The organism is Mycoplana sp. 10N416 (genome assembly GCF_056394765.1).
The window spans coordinates 612,925-627,500 of record NZ_JBFTIM010000002.1; the positions used below are offsets into that span (position 1 = coordinate 612,925).

The following is a 14,576-nucleotide window of genomic DNA, read 5'->3' on the forward strand; positions in this document are numbered from 1 at the left end:
GACCAGTATTCCCGACAGCCCCGATCGCCCGCCGATTGCATTTGCCGTTTCGCCCCCTACATAGGACACGAGGAAGGCCGGCCCATCATGGGCGGCGCGAACCCGGCTTCGGTGGGTTCGAGAGTTTCGGGTGTATCCATGAGTGAACACGATCCCTATGGAACCATGCATGCCACAACCATCATCACCGTCCGCAAGGACGGCAAGGTGGTGATGGCCGGCGACGGCCAGGTGAGCCTTGGCCAGACCGTGATGAAGGGCAACGCGCGCAAGGTGCGCCGGCTCGGCAAGGGCGATGTGATCGCCGGTTTCGCCGGCGCCACGGCCGACGCCTTCACGCTGCTCGAGCGGCTCGAGGAGAAGCTCGAGCAATATCCCGACCAACTGATGCGGGCGGCCGTCGAGCTTGCCAAGGACTGGCGCACCAACAAGTACCTGCGCAACCTGGAGGCGATGATGCTGGTCGCCGACAAGACGATCACACTGGCGATCACCGGCAATGGCGACGTGCTGGAGCCCGAGCATGGCACGCTGGCGATCGGCTCCGGCGGAAACTATGCCTATGCCGCGGCGCGTGCGCTGATGGACACGGATAAGTCGGCGGAAGAAATCGCCCGCCGCGCCATGCAGATTGCCGGCGACATCTGCGTCTACACGAACCACAATATCGTGGTCGAGACGCTGGATGCCGAACGCTGACTTGATTGGCTTCCGGCCATTGACGGAGGCGGATCTTCCCCTCCTGCGGCACTGGCTCGCCGAACCGCATGTGCGGCGCTGGTGGGGCGAGCCGGAGGCCGAGGCCGCCGAAATCCGCGGCCATTTCGGCGATCCGCTCGTGAAGCCCTATCTGGTTCTGCTTGATGATGAGCCGATCGGCTACTTGCAGAGCTATGAGGTCGACGGACCGGGACACCCTTACGGTGACCAACCCGTCGGCAGCGTGGGAATCGATCAGTTCATCGGCGTGCCGACGCTCATCGGCAAGGGCATCGGCCCAAGAATGATAGAAGCCTTCGTTGCAGGGCTTTTCAAGCAGGGGGTGCAGCGGGTGATCATTGACCCGCACCCCGACAACAGACCGGCGATCCGGGCCTATGAGAAGGCGGGGTTCCGTGTTTTTGATCAACGACAGACAGAGGACGGTCCGGCGCTGATGATGGCCCGGGACCGTGCCCAAGAGCGAGAGCGAGATGAGTAACTTTTCCCCCCGCGAGATCGTCTCCGAACTGGACCGCTACATCATCGGCCAGAAGGACGCCAAGCGCGCCGTGGCGATCGCGCTACGCAACCGCTGGCGGCGCCATCAGCTCGACGCCGACCTGCGCGACGAGGTCATGCCGAAGAACATTCTGATGATCGGTCCGACCGGTGTCGGCAAGACGGAGATCTCGCGGCGCCTTGCCAAGCTCGCGGGCGCCCCCTTCGTCAAGGTCGAGGCGACCAAGTTCACCGAGGTCGGCTATGTGGGCCGCGACGTCGAGCAGATCGTGCGTGACCTCGTCGAGGTCGGCATCGGCCTGGTGCGCGAGAAGAAGCGGGCCGAGGTGGTAGCCAAGGCGCACATGAACGCCGAGGAACGGGTGCTCGATGCGCTGGTCGGCGCGACGGCATCGCCTGCCACACGCGATTCGTTCCGCAAGAAGCTGCGCAACAACGAGCTGGACGACAAGGAGCTCGAGATCGACGTCGCCGACACCGGCTCGGGCATGCCCGGCTTCGAGATCCCGGGCATGCCCGGCGCCAATGTCGGTGTCCTGAATCTGTCGGAAATGTTCGGCAAGGCACTCGGCGGTCGCACCAAGAAGGTGAAGACGACCGTCAAGGACTCCTACAAGCTTTTGATCGCTGATGAATCGGACAAGCTGATCGACAACGAGCAGATCCAGCGCGAGGCCGTGCAGTCGGTCGAGAACGACGGCATCGTCTTCCTTGACGAGATCGACAAGATCGCCGCGCGTGAGGGCGGCATCGGCGCCGGTGTCTCGCGCGAGGGCGTGCAGCGCGACCTGCTGCCGCTCGTCGAGGGCACGACGGTCGCGACGAAGTACGGGCCGGTGAAGACCGATCATATCCTCTTCATCGCCTCCGGCGCGTTCCACGTTTCCAAGCCGTCCGACCTCCTTCCGGAACTGCAGGGCCGCCTGCCGATCCGCGTCGAGCTGAGGGCGCTGACGAAGGAAGACTTCCGCCGCATCTTGACGGAAACCGAGGCAAGCCTGATCCGCCAGTACAAGGCGCTGATGGAGACGGAGCAGGTGACGCTCGACTTCACCGAGGATGCGATCGATGCGCTCGCCGATGTCGCCGTGCAACTGAACTCCAACGTCGAGAACATCGGCGCGCGCCGACTGCAGACGGTGATGGAGCGGGTGCTTGACGAAATCTCATTCGAAGCGCCGGACAAGGCGGGCAACAGCATCGTGATCGACGCCGAATACGTGCGCAAGCACGTCGGCACGCTGGCCTCCAATACGGACCTGTCGCGCTACATCCTGTAAGTGATCGAAGCGGGGGCCTGCGCTCATAACGCGAATTTTATCGCTGCAGCCTCGACACGCGCCGCGCTTCACCTTAGAAACGCGGCGCGTTTTTTATGGGAATGCGGCATCTTTCCGACATGATTTCACGGCATGGGAGCCGCGGGATTTGAACTGGCGGCCACCATCCGACATCGGAGACATCTGAGCGTGCGACATCTGCTGACTATGTTCGTCATGGCCACCGTCATGCTGGCCGGCGAGGCAAACATCGCCCGCGCGATGGAGATCGTTCCGCCGGGCAATCGTCATGCGGAGCAGCCTGCCATCCCCGGTGCCTCGGTTCGACGGACCAAGGCGGGTAAGACGAGCTTCGACGCCAAGTACGAGAAGGTGCGCGACCTGCTGGCGACCGACCGGGAGTTGACCGGCAAGATCAAGTCGGTCGCCGCGCAGTATGGCATCGCGCCGATTCACATGGTCGGTGCCATCGTCGGCGAGCACACCTACAACGTCGATGCCTATGACCGGCTGCAGAGCTATTACATCAAGGCCGCCTCCTATGCCGGCGACAGTTTCCGCTTTGCCCATAATGGCCAACGGGTCGATGAATTCGTGAGCCGGCCGGAATTTTCCGTCTGCGAAGGCAAGAAGGGGTCATATGCACTCTGGTCCTGCCGGGAAACGGTCTGGAACCGGGAATTCAAGGGCAGGGCCGTGGGCGGCGTCTCCTATCCGAACAACCGTTTCAGCGCCGTCTTCTTCCAGCCGTTCTATGCCGGACAGACCTTCGGCCTCGGCCAAATCAATCCGCTAACGGCGCTGATGCTGACCGATGCGGTCGCCCGTGTCTCGGGTTACGACCGGTTGGACGAGAAGGATGCGGCGGGCGTTTATCAGGCGATCATGGATCCGGACATCTCGCTGGCGTACATGGCCGCCTCGCTGCGTCATTCGATAGACGCCTACAAGCAGATCGCCGGTGTTGATATCTCCGGCAATCCGGGGATTACGGCAACTCTCTACAACGTCGGCAATTCCGATGCACGGGCCGCCGATTTTGCCCGTCGCCGTGCGGAAGGTGCAGTCTGGCCGGAGGAAAACTATTACGGCTGGCTCGTGAACGACAAGCTGGCGGAACTGCAGGGCCTGCTCTAAACTTCGTCCCCTGTCGCTGAATGCGGTGGTGCAGCCATTCCGCCGCGTACGCGCGAATCCGCGAGGTGATTTCCATGGACATGCGTCCGGAACCCTTCGAGCCGCCCGCGCCCCAGCCACGCACGGTACCGCCGTCGTGGCTCGAGATCATCCGCACGATCTTGCGAAATCCGCTCGAACTGTGGGGTGTGCCGTCCTACACGCTGCCCTGGATCGAAACGCGATTTTTCCGCGAGCACACCCTGATCGTCAACGATCCCGGCCTGATCAAGCATGTACTCGTCGACAACGCCCAGAATTACCGAATGGCCGACGTGCGCCAACTCGTGTTGCGCCCGATCCTGCGCGACGGCCTGCTGACGGCGGAAGGCGCGGTCTGGAAGCGTTCGCGCAAGGCGGTTGCGCCGAGCTTTACGCCCCGCCACGCGAAGGGCTTCGCCACCCAGATGCTGCATCAGTCCGAACTGTACGCGACTAAGTATGACCGCGGCGGTCGCGACGGCGCCGACTTCGACATTGCCGTCGACATGACGGAACTCACCTTCGCCATTCTTGCCGATACGCTCTTTTCTGGCGAAATCGCATCCTCCTCCGGTACGTTTGCCGACGACGTGAATGCGCTTCTGCACCGCATGGGCCGTGTGGACCCGATGGACCTGCTGAAGGCGCCGTCCTGGGTGCCGCGACTGACGCGGATCGGGGGCCAGAAGGTGCTCGACAAGTTCCGGGCCATCGTGCGGCGGACGATGGACCAGCGGCTGCAGCGCATCCGGGCCGAACCCGAGGCCACGCCCAGGGATTTTCTGACGCTCCTTCTGGAGCAGGCCGGCCCGGATGGCCTGACCGAGGCTGAGATCGAAGACAACATCCTCACCTTCATTGGCGCCGGTCACGAGACGACGGCGCGAGCACTCGCGTGGACGCTCTATTGCGTGGCCAACTCGCCGCATGTCAGGGATGCAATGGAAGAAGAAATCGATCGCGTCCTCGCCTCTCGCGCCGAAGCGGTCGATTGGCTCGATCTCATGCCGTGGACGCGTGCCGCCTTCGAGGAGGGGATGCGGCTTTATCCGCCTGCACCTTCGATCAATCGCGCCGCGATCGCCGCCGATCGATGGACCAGCCCGACTGGGGAAGTTGTCGACATCCCGGCGGGTATTACCGTCCTCATCATGCCCTGGACGCTGCACAGGCACGAACTCTACTGGGAAAAGCCGCGCGCCTTCATGCCGGAACGCTTCCTTCCCGCAAACCGCAACCGCATCGACCGATTCCAGTACCTGCCGTTCGGCGCCGGTCCGCGGATCTGCATCGGTGCGACCTTCGCCCTGCAAGAGGCGGTGATCGCGCTTGCGGTCCTGATGCATCGGTATCGTTTCGATGCCGCCGGCGATGCACCGCCCTGGCCGGTGCAACGGCTGACGACCCAGCCGGCGAACGGACTGCCGATGCGGGTGAGCGCGCGCCCGTCCGCTGCCTCGCCCGCCTGATGCCCTCCGCACCGGTCGGCGCCGCTTACCCCGATCATGTCGCGCGTGGAGCGGTGGCAATCCCGCACAAGATGCAATATCACCGCCGATGACCCGTCTCGGTTTCCTCGAGACGCCGCATTTTCCGGAAAGACGTGACGTGAAAGACCATTTGCTACTCGGCATCGACACCGGCGGAACCTATACGGATGCCGTTCTCTTCAGCGAGATTGAGGGGGTTGTCGCCAAGGCCAAGGCATTGACCACCCGCCACGACCTGGCCGTGGGCATTTCCGGTGCGGTTGGAGCGGTGCTGGACAAAGCGCGGGTTCCGGTTTCGGCGATCAGCCTCGTCTCGCTGTCGACGACGCTCGCCACGAATGCACTCGTCGAGGGGCAGGGCGGCCGGGCGGGGCTGGTCATGATCGGCTTTTCGCCCGATGACCTGAAGCGCGATGGGCTGGCCGAAGCGCTCGGAAACGATCCGGTGATCTTCCTGCCCGGCGGCCACAACGTCCACGGCAACGAGAACCCGCTCGACATGACAGCGCTGGATGCGGCCCTGCCGGAACTTGCGACGTCCGTGTCCTCCTTCGCGGTCGCCGGATACTTCGCCGTGCGCAATCCGGCGCACGAGCAGCGCGTGCGCGACCGGATCCGGGAAATCTCGCATCTTCCCGTCACCTGCAGCCACGAGCTTTCCTCCAAGCTTGGCGGCCCGCGCCGGGCGCTGACGACGCTCCTCAATGCCCGGCTCGTGTCGATGATCGATCGGCTGATCGGCGCCTGCGAGGGCTATCTGGAACAGCGCGGCATCCACGTGCCGATGATGGTGGTGCGCGGCGATGGTGCTCTGATCTCCGCTGCCGAGGCGCGGCTTCGGCCGATCGAGACAATCCTGTCGGGCCCGGCGGCGAGCCTTGTCGGGGCGCGGCATCTGACCGGGTTGGACGACGCCGTCGTCTCCGACATCGGCGGCACGACCACCGACGTGGCGGTCCTTGATGAGGGACGCCCGCAGCTGGATGCGGAAGGGGCGGTCGTCGGCGGTTACCGGACGATGGTCGAAGCGGTGGCCATGCGCACCTACGGGCTCGGGGGTGATTCGGAGGTTCGCATCAACGATCGCGGTCTCGTCGCCCGCATTGATCTCGGACCCCGTCGCTTCCTGCCGCTGAGCCTCGCGGCCAAGATTCATGGCGACGCCGTGCATGCCGTGCTGGAGCGGCAATTGCGGGCGCAACACATGGGACGGCACGATGGCCGCTTCGCCGTGCGCACCGGCGTCCCGGACCAATTCGCCAGCGGCCTGCAACCTCAGGAGCAGGCGCTCTATGAGCGCATCGGCGCCGTGCCGGTGGCGCTGGATGCCCTGCTGGCGAACACGCTGCAGAAGGCGACGCTCGATCGCCTTGTCGGGCGCGGGCTTGTGCACATCTGTGCCATCACCCCCTCCGACGCAATGCATGTCCTCGGCCGGCAGGACCAGTGGGATTGCGAGGCAGCGCGGCTCGGCCTCGAGCTGGCGGCGCGCGCCAAGGATGGTTCGGGCCGCGCGATTGCCGGCTCGGCGGAGGAACTAGCAGGCAAGATCGTTTATCGGCTGACGCGCCAGTCTTCCGATGTCATCATGGCGGCCTGCCTTGCCGAGGACGGCGCCGGTACGATCGATCCGGCGGCATCGTTGCCGGTCGACCGGGCGTTGCAGCGGACCGACGGGATCGTCCAGTTTCGCATTCATCTCGATCGGCCGCTGATTGGTCTCGGTGCGTCCGCGCCGGTCTATTATCCGGCGATCGCCGACATGCTGGGCGCGGAGTCGGCGATACCGTCCGATGCCGACGTTGCCAACGCCATTGGCGCCGTGGTCGGCCAGGTGCGCGCCAGTGTCACCGCTTTTGTCACCGCTCCCGAGGAGGGCGTGTTCATTGTCGGCGGGGCCGGCGAGAGCGTGCGGCTGACGGACGAGGAGGCGGCCTTCTCGCTCGCGCGGGAACGAGCGATCAGCAATGCGCTCCATTCCGCACGCCTGAACGGGGCCGACGAACCCGCCGTCACGATCTCCGAGGCGATCGATGCGCCGGAGATCGAGGGACGCCGCAAGCTCGTCGAAGCGCGCTTCACCGCCACGGCCAGCGGCCGGCCGCGAATCGCGTCGGCTCAATAGCGGTCGATTTGTTCCATGAAGGAACAAATTCTTTGAACTGTCGCTGAATTGACTACGAATGACAGGTCTGGAAAGTGGCAGCATTCACGGGACCAGAAGGGTTCCGCAATCCGGAGTGCACGAGATGGGTTACACCGAGAAAAACGGACTTTCGTTCGATCAGGAACTGCTGGATTTCATCGTCAAGGAGGCACTTCCGGGAACCGGCGTCGATGCAGGCCGCTATTTCTCGGAGTTCGCTGCGATCGTAGAGGCGCTGGCGCCGGAGAACCGGGCACTGCTCGAAAAGCGTGACCGGCTCCAGGAGCAGCTTGACGCCTGGTACAAGGCGAACGGCGCGCCGACCGACCTGGGTGCTTACGAAGCCTTTCTGAGGGACATCGGCTACATCCAGCCGGAAGGGCCCGATTTCGTGGTGACGACGACCAATGTCGATCCGGAGATTTCGACGATGGCGGGACCGCAGCTCGTCGTTCCCGTCATGAACGCCCGCTACGCGCTTAACGCCGCCAATGCGCGGTGGGGCTCGCTCTACGACGCGCTCTACGGCACCGACGCGATTCCGGAAACGGACGGTGCGGAAAAGGGCAAGGCCTACAATCCGAAGCGCGGCGAAAAGGTCATCGCCTGGGTCCGTGCATTCCTCGACGAAAGCGTCCCGCTTGCCGGCGCCGCTTGGAGCGAAGCGCGTTCCTTTGCCATCCGGGACGGCGCGCTGAAAGTCGGCCTTTCCGGCGGTGAAGTCGGGCTGAAGTCACCGGAGAAATTTGCCGGCCATGTGGGAGAATCCTCGGCGCCGCGCGCGATATTGCTGCGCAACAATGGCCTTCACATCGAGATTGTCATCGATGCGTCCACCGAAATCGGCCGCGGCGACCTGGCGCATATTTCGGACGTCCGCATCGAAGCGGCGCTGACGACGATCATGGATGCCGAGGATTCGGTCGCAGCCGTCGATGCAGCCGACAAGGTCGTCGTCTATCGCAACTGGCTTGGCCTGATGAAGGGCGACCTGGCGGAAGAGGTCGCCAAGGGCGGCAAGACGTTCACGCGCAAGCTGAATCCGGATCCGGCCTATACGGCACCGAACGGTTCTGCCCTGACGCTGCCCGGCCGCTCAATGATGCTGGTGCGCAACGTCGGCCATCTGATGACCAACCCGGCGATCCTCGACAAGGATGGACGCGAGGTGCCGGAAGGCATCATGGATGCGATGGTGACGGTGCTGATTGCGCTGCACGACGTTGGTGCGAACGGCCGGCGGATGAATTCACGCGCCGGCTCGATCTATGTCGTGAAGCCGAAGATGCACGGACCGGAGGAGGTAGCTTTCGCCAGCAAGATTTTTGCGCGCGTCGAAGCTGCACTCGGGCTCGCGCCGAACACGATCAAGATGGGCATCATGGACGAGGAGCGACGCACGACCGTCAACCTCAAGGAATCGATCCGCGCGGCGAAGGAGCGGGTTTTCTTCATCAACACCGGCTTCCTCGACCGGACCGGTGACGAGATCCACACCTCGATGGAAGCCGGCCCGATGATCCGCAAGGGCGACATGAAGCAGGCCGCCTGGATCTCCGCCTATGAGAACTGGAACGTCGACATCGGCCTCGAATGCGGCCTGTCCGGCCATGCGCAGATCGGCAAGGGCATGTGGGCGATGCCCGACCTGATGGCGGCGATGCTCGAGCAGAAGGTCACCCATCCGAAGGCGGGCGCCAACACCGCCTGGGTGCCGTCGCCGACGGCGGCGACCCTGCATGCCACGCACTACCACAAGATCAATGTCGCTTCGATCCAGGCGGGGCTGAAGAGCCGCCCGCGGGCGAAGCTCTCCGACATCCTGTCGGTGCCGGTAGCCACCCGACCGAACTGGACGCCGGAGGAGATCCAGCGCGAACTCGACAACAACGCACAAGGCATTCTCGGCTATGTCGTGCGCTGGGTCGATCAGGGCGTCGGCTGCTCGAAGGTGCCGGACATCAACAATGTCGGTCTGATGGAAGACCGCGCGACGCTGCGCATCTCGGCCCAGCACATGGCCAACTGGCTGCACCACGGTGTCGTGACCGAGACGCAGATCGTCGAAACCATGAAGCGCATGGCTGCCGTCGTCGACGAGCAGAATGCCGGCGATCCGCTCTACACGCCGATGGCCGCGGACCTCGATGGCTCGATCGCCTTCCAGGCAGCCTGTGAACTGGTGCTGAAGGGGCGTGAGCAGCCGAACGGCTATACCGAGCCGGTGCTGCACCGCCGTCGCCGCGAGCTGAAGGCCGCGCGCGCGGTCTGATTCTGCGCGGCTGCAGCTTCGGCAGCCGTGATGACAAAACGAAAAAGCCGCCGGTCGATCCCGGCGGCTTTTCCATTGGAGACTGTTACCAGTCGTTACTGCTGCACGACCACGCGCGAGCCCTTGCCCGGACGGACACGGCTATAGAGGTCGATGATGTCCTGGTTGATCATGCGGATGCAGCCCGAGGACGCGGCGGTGCCGATCGAGGCCCATTCCGGCGTACCATGCACCCGGAACAGCGTGTCCTGGCCCTTGTCGTTAAAGAGATAGAGCGCACGTGCACCGAGCGGATTCGTCAGGCCCGGCTTCATGCCTTCCTTGACGTACTTCGCCACATCCGGCTTGCGCTGCGCCATTTCCTCCGGCGGATGCCACATCGGCCATTCCTGCTTCCAGGCGATGTAGGCCTCGCCTTCCCAGGCAAAGCCCTGCTTGCCGACGCCGATGCCGTAACGAACGGCCTTGCCGCCCGGCAGCACGAAATAAAGAAAGCGGGTCGGTGTGTTGACGACGATCGTACCCGGCTTCTCGCTGGTCTTGTAGTCGACGATCTGGCGATGGAACTTCGAATCCACGCGCTGGATCGGAATTGCCGGCAGTGCGTAGCCGTGATCCTCGACCGGACCGTAACCGGAGGTGAAGATCTGGTTCGTTGCGACCTTCTCGCCAATGATCGGAGCGGAGGAGGGGACGGACGAGCATGCGGCAAGCGTCGTGGACGCTGCAAGGCCACATAGAAGCAGGGCAGTGCGGAGGCGCATCGAATTCTCTTCAACTAGGGGATGAAACGTTCCAGGATATCCGGACGTTTGTCGAGACGGTTTTATTTGCGAATCCGCGGATTTTGCAAGCGCGCAGCCCGGCGCTCGCGGTTGTGCAACAGCAAAAAGCGGGGGGATTGCTTTTTTGCAACAATCCCGAAACGGCAGCCGGTTGAGGCGCGATCCGATACCATCTGCTATGGTGTTGAAATTGCATTTCGCTGAAGGCCCGCCATGACGATCGTATCGCTGCACAATGACAACCCGCTTGCCGACGGCCGGCAGTCCGAACGGGCGATGATGGTCCGGCGCGGGGTCCAACGCCTCTTTGCCGAGCTGAACTATGCGGTGCTGGCGGAGATGACGCTTGCGAGCGGACGGCGCGCCGATCTCATCAGCCTGTCACCGAAGAACGAGATCTGGATCGTCGAGATCAAGACGTCGATCGAGGATTATCGCGTCGACCGGAAATGGCCGGACTATCGCGCCCATTGCGATCGGCTCTTCTTTGCCACCCATCGGGGCGTGCCGCTGGACATTTTTCCGGAGGATTGCGGATTGATCGTCTCGGACGGGTATGGGGCACACGTGATCCGTGACGCGCCGGAGCACAGACTTGCGGCGCCGACCCGCAAGTCGGTCACATTCGCCTTTGCACGGATCGCTGCAGGCCGGCTGCTACAGGCCGAATTTCTGACGGATCGAAACGATCAAGGCGCCGAGATGGCCGCAATCGTTTCCGGCGATCTCGACTGAGCGATTCGCGTCTACTTGGGGGCGCGCTTGGCGAGAATGCGCTGCAGCGTGCGCCGGTGCATGTTGAGTCGGCGCGCCGTTTCGGAAACGTTGCGATCACACATCTCGTAGACGCGCTGGATATGTTCCCAACGGACTCGGTCGGCAGACATCGGGTTTTCCGGCAGTTCCGCCTTTTCACCCGGCTTCTGGGTCAGAGCCGAAAAGATGTCGTCTGCGTCGGCTGGTTTTGCCAGATAGTCGACCGCGCCAAGCTTCACGGCATTCACCGCGGTTGCAATATTGCCGTAGCCGGTCAGCATGATGATGCGCGTGTCGTCACGGCGCTGGCGGATCGCGGCGATCACGTCGAGGCCGCTGCCGTCGCCGAGCCGCAGATCGACGACAGCGTACTTCGGGGGCGCGCCCTTGGCCTTTGCAATGCCTTCGGCGACGGATTCGGCGACGTCGACGGAGAAGCCGCGGGCCTCCATGGCGCGTGCCAGCCGCCTGAGGAAGGGGGCATCGTCGTCAACGATCAGGAGCGACCGGTCGGGGCCGATATATTCGGCGTCGCTTGCGTCCGGTCCGAGTGCAGGCGTATCGATCTTCTCTGTCATTTTCGCAATTCCGCGCTGATTTTTCCTTGTTTTCCGTCCATTTTCTTATGAACGGTTCAGGGCGAGGGGTAAAGTCATTTTGCCAGCTTCACATCCATGCGCGCTCGTGGCCATTCGACCTCCACCCGCGCCCCCGGCGCCCCGCCCCGCCGGTTGCCGAAGGCCAACCGTGCGCCCGAACGCTCAAGCAGCGTCTTGGCGATGAACAGGCCGAGACCGAGACCGCCGGCGCGCTCGTCGCGGTTCCGCTTCGTCACATAGGGTTCGCCGATCCGGAGCAGGATATCGGGCGCGTAGCCCTCGCCGTCGTCCTCGATCACCAGCTTCACCCGGTCGGCTGTATGGCTGACCGTGACGGTGACCTCCTCCCGTGCGTGGTCGACCGCGTTCTCCAGCAGGTTGCCGAGCCCGTAGAGAATGCCGGCATTGCGATGGCCGATCGGTTCACCGGCGCGTTCGCTTTCCTCGATGAGTGTCAGCTTGATCCCGAATTCGCGATGCGGTGCCATGACCTCTTCCAGCAGGGAGGAAAGCGGCAGCAGCCGCATGTGCTCCTCGTCCTCGGCCGAAAGCGTCGTCAACCGACGCAGGATATCGCGGCATCGCTCGCTCTGGCTGCGCAGCAACTGGACATCCTCGCCGAAGCGGGGATCCTCGCCAAGCTCGCGCTGCATCTCCTTGGCGACGACGCTGATGGTGGCGAGCGGCGTTCCGAGCTCGTGTGCGGCAGCGGCGGCAAGTCCGTCCAGTTGCGACAGGTGTTTCTCGCGCTGCAGCACGAGTTCGGTGGCAGCGAGCGCATCCGAAAGCTCCGACGCCTCCAGCGAGACGCGATAGGAGTAGAAGGCGGCAAAGGCCGTCGTGGAGACGATTGCGATCCAGAACCCGGCCGTCAGGATCGGCGGCACGACGAGAAGGGTTCCCGGGAACCAGGGCAGGGGAAACGGCGTGAAGGCGAGTGCCGTGATGCCGGCGACAGCCAGGACCGCGAGGACCAGGCTGTAGCGGATCGGCTGGGCCGAAGACGAGATGATCACCGGTACGCAGATCAGGGGCGCAAACGGGTTGACAAGCCCGCCGGTCATGAAGAGCAGTGCCATCAGTTGCCCAAGGTCGAAGGCGAGCAACGTGAGCGCCGCCGCCGGCGTGAGCCGGTGCGCCGGCGAATAGCGCACGGCGAGATAGAAGTTGACGGTCGCAAGCAACGCGATCAGCACCGAACACCACACAAGCGGAAGCGGGAAACCGAGCCAGAAGGTCACCACGATGACGGTGATCGACTGCCCGGCGACCGCGAGCCATCGCAGCCGGATCAGGGTTTCCAGTCGCAGGCGTTGGCTGGGGCTGATATCGGCAATATCGGGTTGGGTCATGGCCACTTGGTCTCGTTGCTGCTGCGGTGTCACGCCGGACGCTGTTCTACGGTCATGTACCACGCGGCTTCGCCCGTGTCGTCGGGGCGGCGTCGGCCGGGTTCTCCGGCCAGGGATGGCGCGGATAGCGCCCCCGCATGTCCGCACGCACGTCCTTCCAGGAGCCTGCCCAGAACCCGGCGAGATCGCGTGTCGTCTGGATCGGCCGATGTGCTGGCGAAAGCAGTTCGAGAAGCAGCGGCAAACGCCCGCCGGCGACCGTCGGATGCTGCCTCAGCCCGAACAGTTCCTGCACGCGGATCGCCAGTGTCGGCTCGGCGCCGTCGTAGCGGATCGGATGCCGTTGGCCGGTCGGGGCCTCGAAGTGGGTCGGCACCAGGCGGTCGAGATCACGTTGCACCTCATAGGGCACCAGCGCCATCAGCCCGTCCGACAGGCTGGCGGGGGTTATGTCGTCCAGGCCGCGCGTCTGCTCCTGGAACGGAGTGAACCACTCGTCGAGCCGGGCGAGCAGCGCATCGTCGCCGGTGTCCGGCCAGGGGTCGCCCACGCTTCGGTGCAGGAAACCGATCCGCTCGCGCAACTGGCCGCCGGATTTGGAGAAGGGCAGCACCTGAAGGCCGAGTTGGCGCACGCCGTCGGCCAGCGCCTGGGCCGCCTTGGCGCCGGTTGGCCGCGGCAGCGGCGTCTCGTCGAAGACGAGCGCGCCGAGACGTGTCACCCTGCGTGCCCGCACCTGCCGGCTTGCCGGGTCGAACACGCATTGCTCCTCGCGGACGATGTCGTGGCCCATGTCCGCCTCGACGTCCGCGCGGCTGACTTGTGCCGCCGCCAGGATGCGTTGCCGCCCTGCCTGGCCGGTCAGGTCGGCGATCACCAGCATCGGGCTGCCGGCAAGGGCTTCGGTTTCCGGAAGCTCCGCGCCGCGACCGTTCGCCATGACGAAGCGCCCGCGACCGCCCCGTTGCAGGGCAATCCGGTCCGGGAAGGCATGCATCAGCAGCGTGCCGGGTTGCGCCGGGGACTCCGGCACGGCCGGCCCGGCAGCCGCAGCGATGCGTGCGGCAAGCTTGCGCGATGCCTCGGCCCGCTCGCCGCGCTCGGCCTTGAATCGCCGCAGGCGCTCCTCGAGGTCGATCGACGTTCCGCCCAGGCCTTGTTCGGTCAGCAGCACCGCAAGCTGTGCCGCATCCCTGCCGTGCCCTGCGCCTGCCGCTTCGATCGCCATGGCCGCCAGCCGCGGCGGCAATGCCAGCGCGCGCATCCGCCGGCCGACCGCCGTCAAGCCGCCGCTGCCGTCGATTGCTCCCAGCAGTCGCAGCAGCGCCCGGGCCTCCTCGAAACTGCTGGCGGGCGGTTGGTCGATGAAGCGGAGCGCCGAAGGATCGCTCACACCCCATTGCGCCAAGTCGAGTACGAAGCCGGACAGGTCGCTCGCCAGGATCTGCGGCGGGGTGAAGGCGGGCAGCGCCGCGGTCTGGCCGGCGTGCCAGAGCCTGACGGCGATGCCGGGCTCC

The 14,576-nt window shown here is 64.6% G+C and carries 12 protein-coding genes (1 of these 12 running past the window's edge); 8 read left to right on the forward strand and 4 right to left on the reverse strand.

Annotation, left to right across the window (positions count from 1 at the left end):
• The first annotated feature begins 138 nt into the window (after positions 1-138).
• The 7 genes from hslV (at position 139) to AC1DDS_RS07155 (ending at position 9,567) form a co-directional block, all read left to right on the forward strand.
• Entirely contained in the window at positions 139-699 is a 561-nt protein-coding gene (gene hslV / locus AC1DDS_RS07125) for an ATP-dependent protease subunit HslV (RefSeq protein WP_310414235.1), read from the forward strand.
• The gene (locus tag AC1DDS_RS07130; RefSeq protein ID WP_477478232.1) at positions 686-1,201 is read left to right on the forward strand and encodes a GNAT family N-acetyltransferase; all 516 of its coding nucleotides are present in this window, start codon (positions 686-688) and stop codon (positions 1,199-1,201) included. Before hslV ends, AC1DDS_RS07130 begins: the two co-directional genes overlap by 14 nt.
• Complete coding sequence (gene hslU / locus AC1DDS_RS07135; protein WP_310414241.1) at positions 1,194-2,501, forward strand: ATP-dependent protease ATPase subunit HslU; 1,308 nt, start codon at positions 1,194-1,196, stop codon at positions 2,499-2,501. The genes AC1DDS_RS07130 and hslU overlap by 8 nt, the downstream gene beginning before the upstream one ends.
• Before the next feature lie 189 nt (positions 2,502-2,690).
• Positions 2,691-3,638: a DUF1402 family protein gene (locus tag AC1DDS_RS07140; protein ID WP_477478233.1), complete on the forward strand. Its 948-nt coding sequence runs from the start codon at positions 2,691-2,693 to the stop codon at positions 3,636-3,638.
• A 74-nt stretch (positions 3,639-3,712) separates the two neighbouring features.
• Positions 3,713-5,128 carry a cytochrome P450 gene (locus AC1DDS_RS07145; RefSeq protein WP_477478234.1) on the forward strand — a complete coding sequence of 472 codons (1,416 nt, stop codon included), beginning with the start codon at positions 3,713-3,715 and terminating at the stop codon, positions 5,126-5,128.
• A 139-nt stretch (positions 5,129-5,267) separates the two neighbouring features.
• Positions 5,268-7,274: a hydantoinase/oxoprolinase N-terminal domain-containing protein gene (locus AC1DDS_RS07150; protein ID WP_477478260.1), complete on the forward strand. Its 2,007-nt coding sequence runs from the start codon at positions 5,268-5,270 to the stop codon at positions 7,272-7,274.
• A gap of 124 nt (positions 7,275-7,398) precedes the next feature.
• Positions 7,399-9,567 (forward strand): malate synthase G, encoded by a 2,169-nt coding sequence (locus AC1DDS_RS07155; RefSeq protein ID WP_477478235.1) that lies wholly within the window; start codon positions 7,399-7,401, stop codon positions 9,565-9,567.
• Positions 9,568-9,662: 95 nt separating this feature from the next.
• Here AC1DDS_RS07155 and AC1DDS_RS07160 read toward each other — a convergent pair whose 3' ends face one another.
• Positions 9,663-10,331 (reverse strand): L,D-transpeptidase, encoded by a 669-nt coding sequence (locus tag AC1DDS_RS07160; protein ID WP_477478236.1) that lies wholly within the window; start codon positions 10,329-10,331, stop codon positions 9,663-9,665.
• A 234-nt stretch (positions 10,332-10,565) separates the two neighbouring features.
• Between AC1DDS_RS07160 and AC1DDS_RS07165 the strand changes: the two genes are divergently transcribed.
• Positions 10,566-11,087: an MmcB family DNA repair protein gene (locus AC1DDS_RS07165; protein ID WP_477478237.1), complete on the forward strand. Its 522-nt coding sequence runs from the start codon at positions 10,566-10,568 to the stop codon at positions 11,085-11,087.
• Positions 11,088-11,098: 11 nt separating this feature from the next.
• Here the strand turns inward: AC1DDS_RS07165 and AC1DDS_RS07170 are convergent, their stop codons facing one another.
• The 3 genes from AC1DDS_RS07170 to hrpB form a co-directional block, all read right to left on the reverse strand.
• Positions 11,099-11,686 carry an ActR/PrrA/RegA family redox response regulator transcription factor gene (locus AC1DDS_RS07170; protein ID WP_310414262.1) on the reverse strand — a complete coding sequence of 196 codons (588 nt, stop codon included), beginning with the start codon at positions 11,684-11,686 and terminating at the stop codon, positions 11,099-11,101.
• Between the two features lie 74 nt (positions 11,687-11,760).
• Positions 11,761-13,059: an ActS/PrrB/RegB family redox-sensitive histidine kinase gene (locus AC1DDS_RS07175; protein WP_477478238.1), complete on the reverse strand. Its 1,299-nt coding sequence runs from the start codon at positions 13,057-13,059 to the stop codon at positions 11,761-11,763.
• 52 nt (positions 13,060-13,111) lie between these two features.
• Positions 13,112-14,576, reverse strand: the 3' portion of a protein-coding gene (hrpB, locus tag AC1DDS_RS07180; RefSeq protein WP_477478261.1) for an ATP-dependent helicase HrpB. It continues 995 nt past the right edge of the window; the window shows 1,465 of its 2,460 coding nt (coding positions 996-2,460); its start codon lies off the right edge, out of view — the gene reads right to left on this strand; its stop codon occupies positions 13,112-13,114.

Bases quoted from the DNA above. Each gene is read 5' to 3' on its own strand.
- AC1DDS_RS07165 (WP_477478237.1), top strand. From the start codon at position 10,566: ATGACGATCGTATCGCTGCACAATGACAACCCGCTTGCCGACGGCCGG.
- AC1DDS_RS07155 (WP_477478235.1), top strand. From the start codon at position 7,399: ATGGGTTACACCGAGAAAAACGGACTTTCGTTCGATCAGGAACTGCTG.
- AC1DDS_RS07145 (WP_477478234.1), top strand. From the start codon at position 3,713: ATGGACATGCGTCCGGAACCCTTCGAGCCGCCCGCGCCCCAGCCACGC.
- AC1DDS_RS07160 (WP_477478236.1), bottom strand. From the start codon at position 10,331: ATGCGCCTCCGCACTGCCCTGCTTCTATGTGGCCTTGCAGCGTCCACG.
- hslU (WP_310414241.1), top strand. From the start codon at position 1,194: ATGAGTAACTTTTCCCCCCGCGAGATCGTCTCCGAACTGGACCGCTAC.
- AC1DDS_RS07170 (WP_310414262.1), bottom strand. From the start codon at position 11,686: ATGACAGAGAAGATCGATACGCCTGCACTCGGACCGGACGCAAGCGAC.
- AC1DDS_RS07130 (WP_477478232.1), top strand. From the start codon at position 686: ATGCCGAACGCTGACTTGATTGGCTTCCGGCCATTGACGGAGGCGGAT.
- AC1DDS_RS07175 (WP_477478238.1), bottom strand. From the start codon at position 13,059: ATGACCCAACCCGATATTGCCGATATCAGCCCCAGCCAACGCCTGCGA.
- hslV (WP_310414235.1), top strand. From the start codon at position 139: ATGAGTGAACACGATCCCTATGGAACCATGCATGCCACAACCATCATC.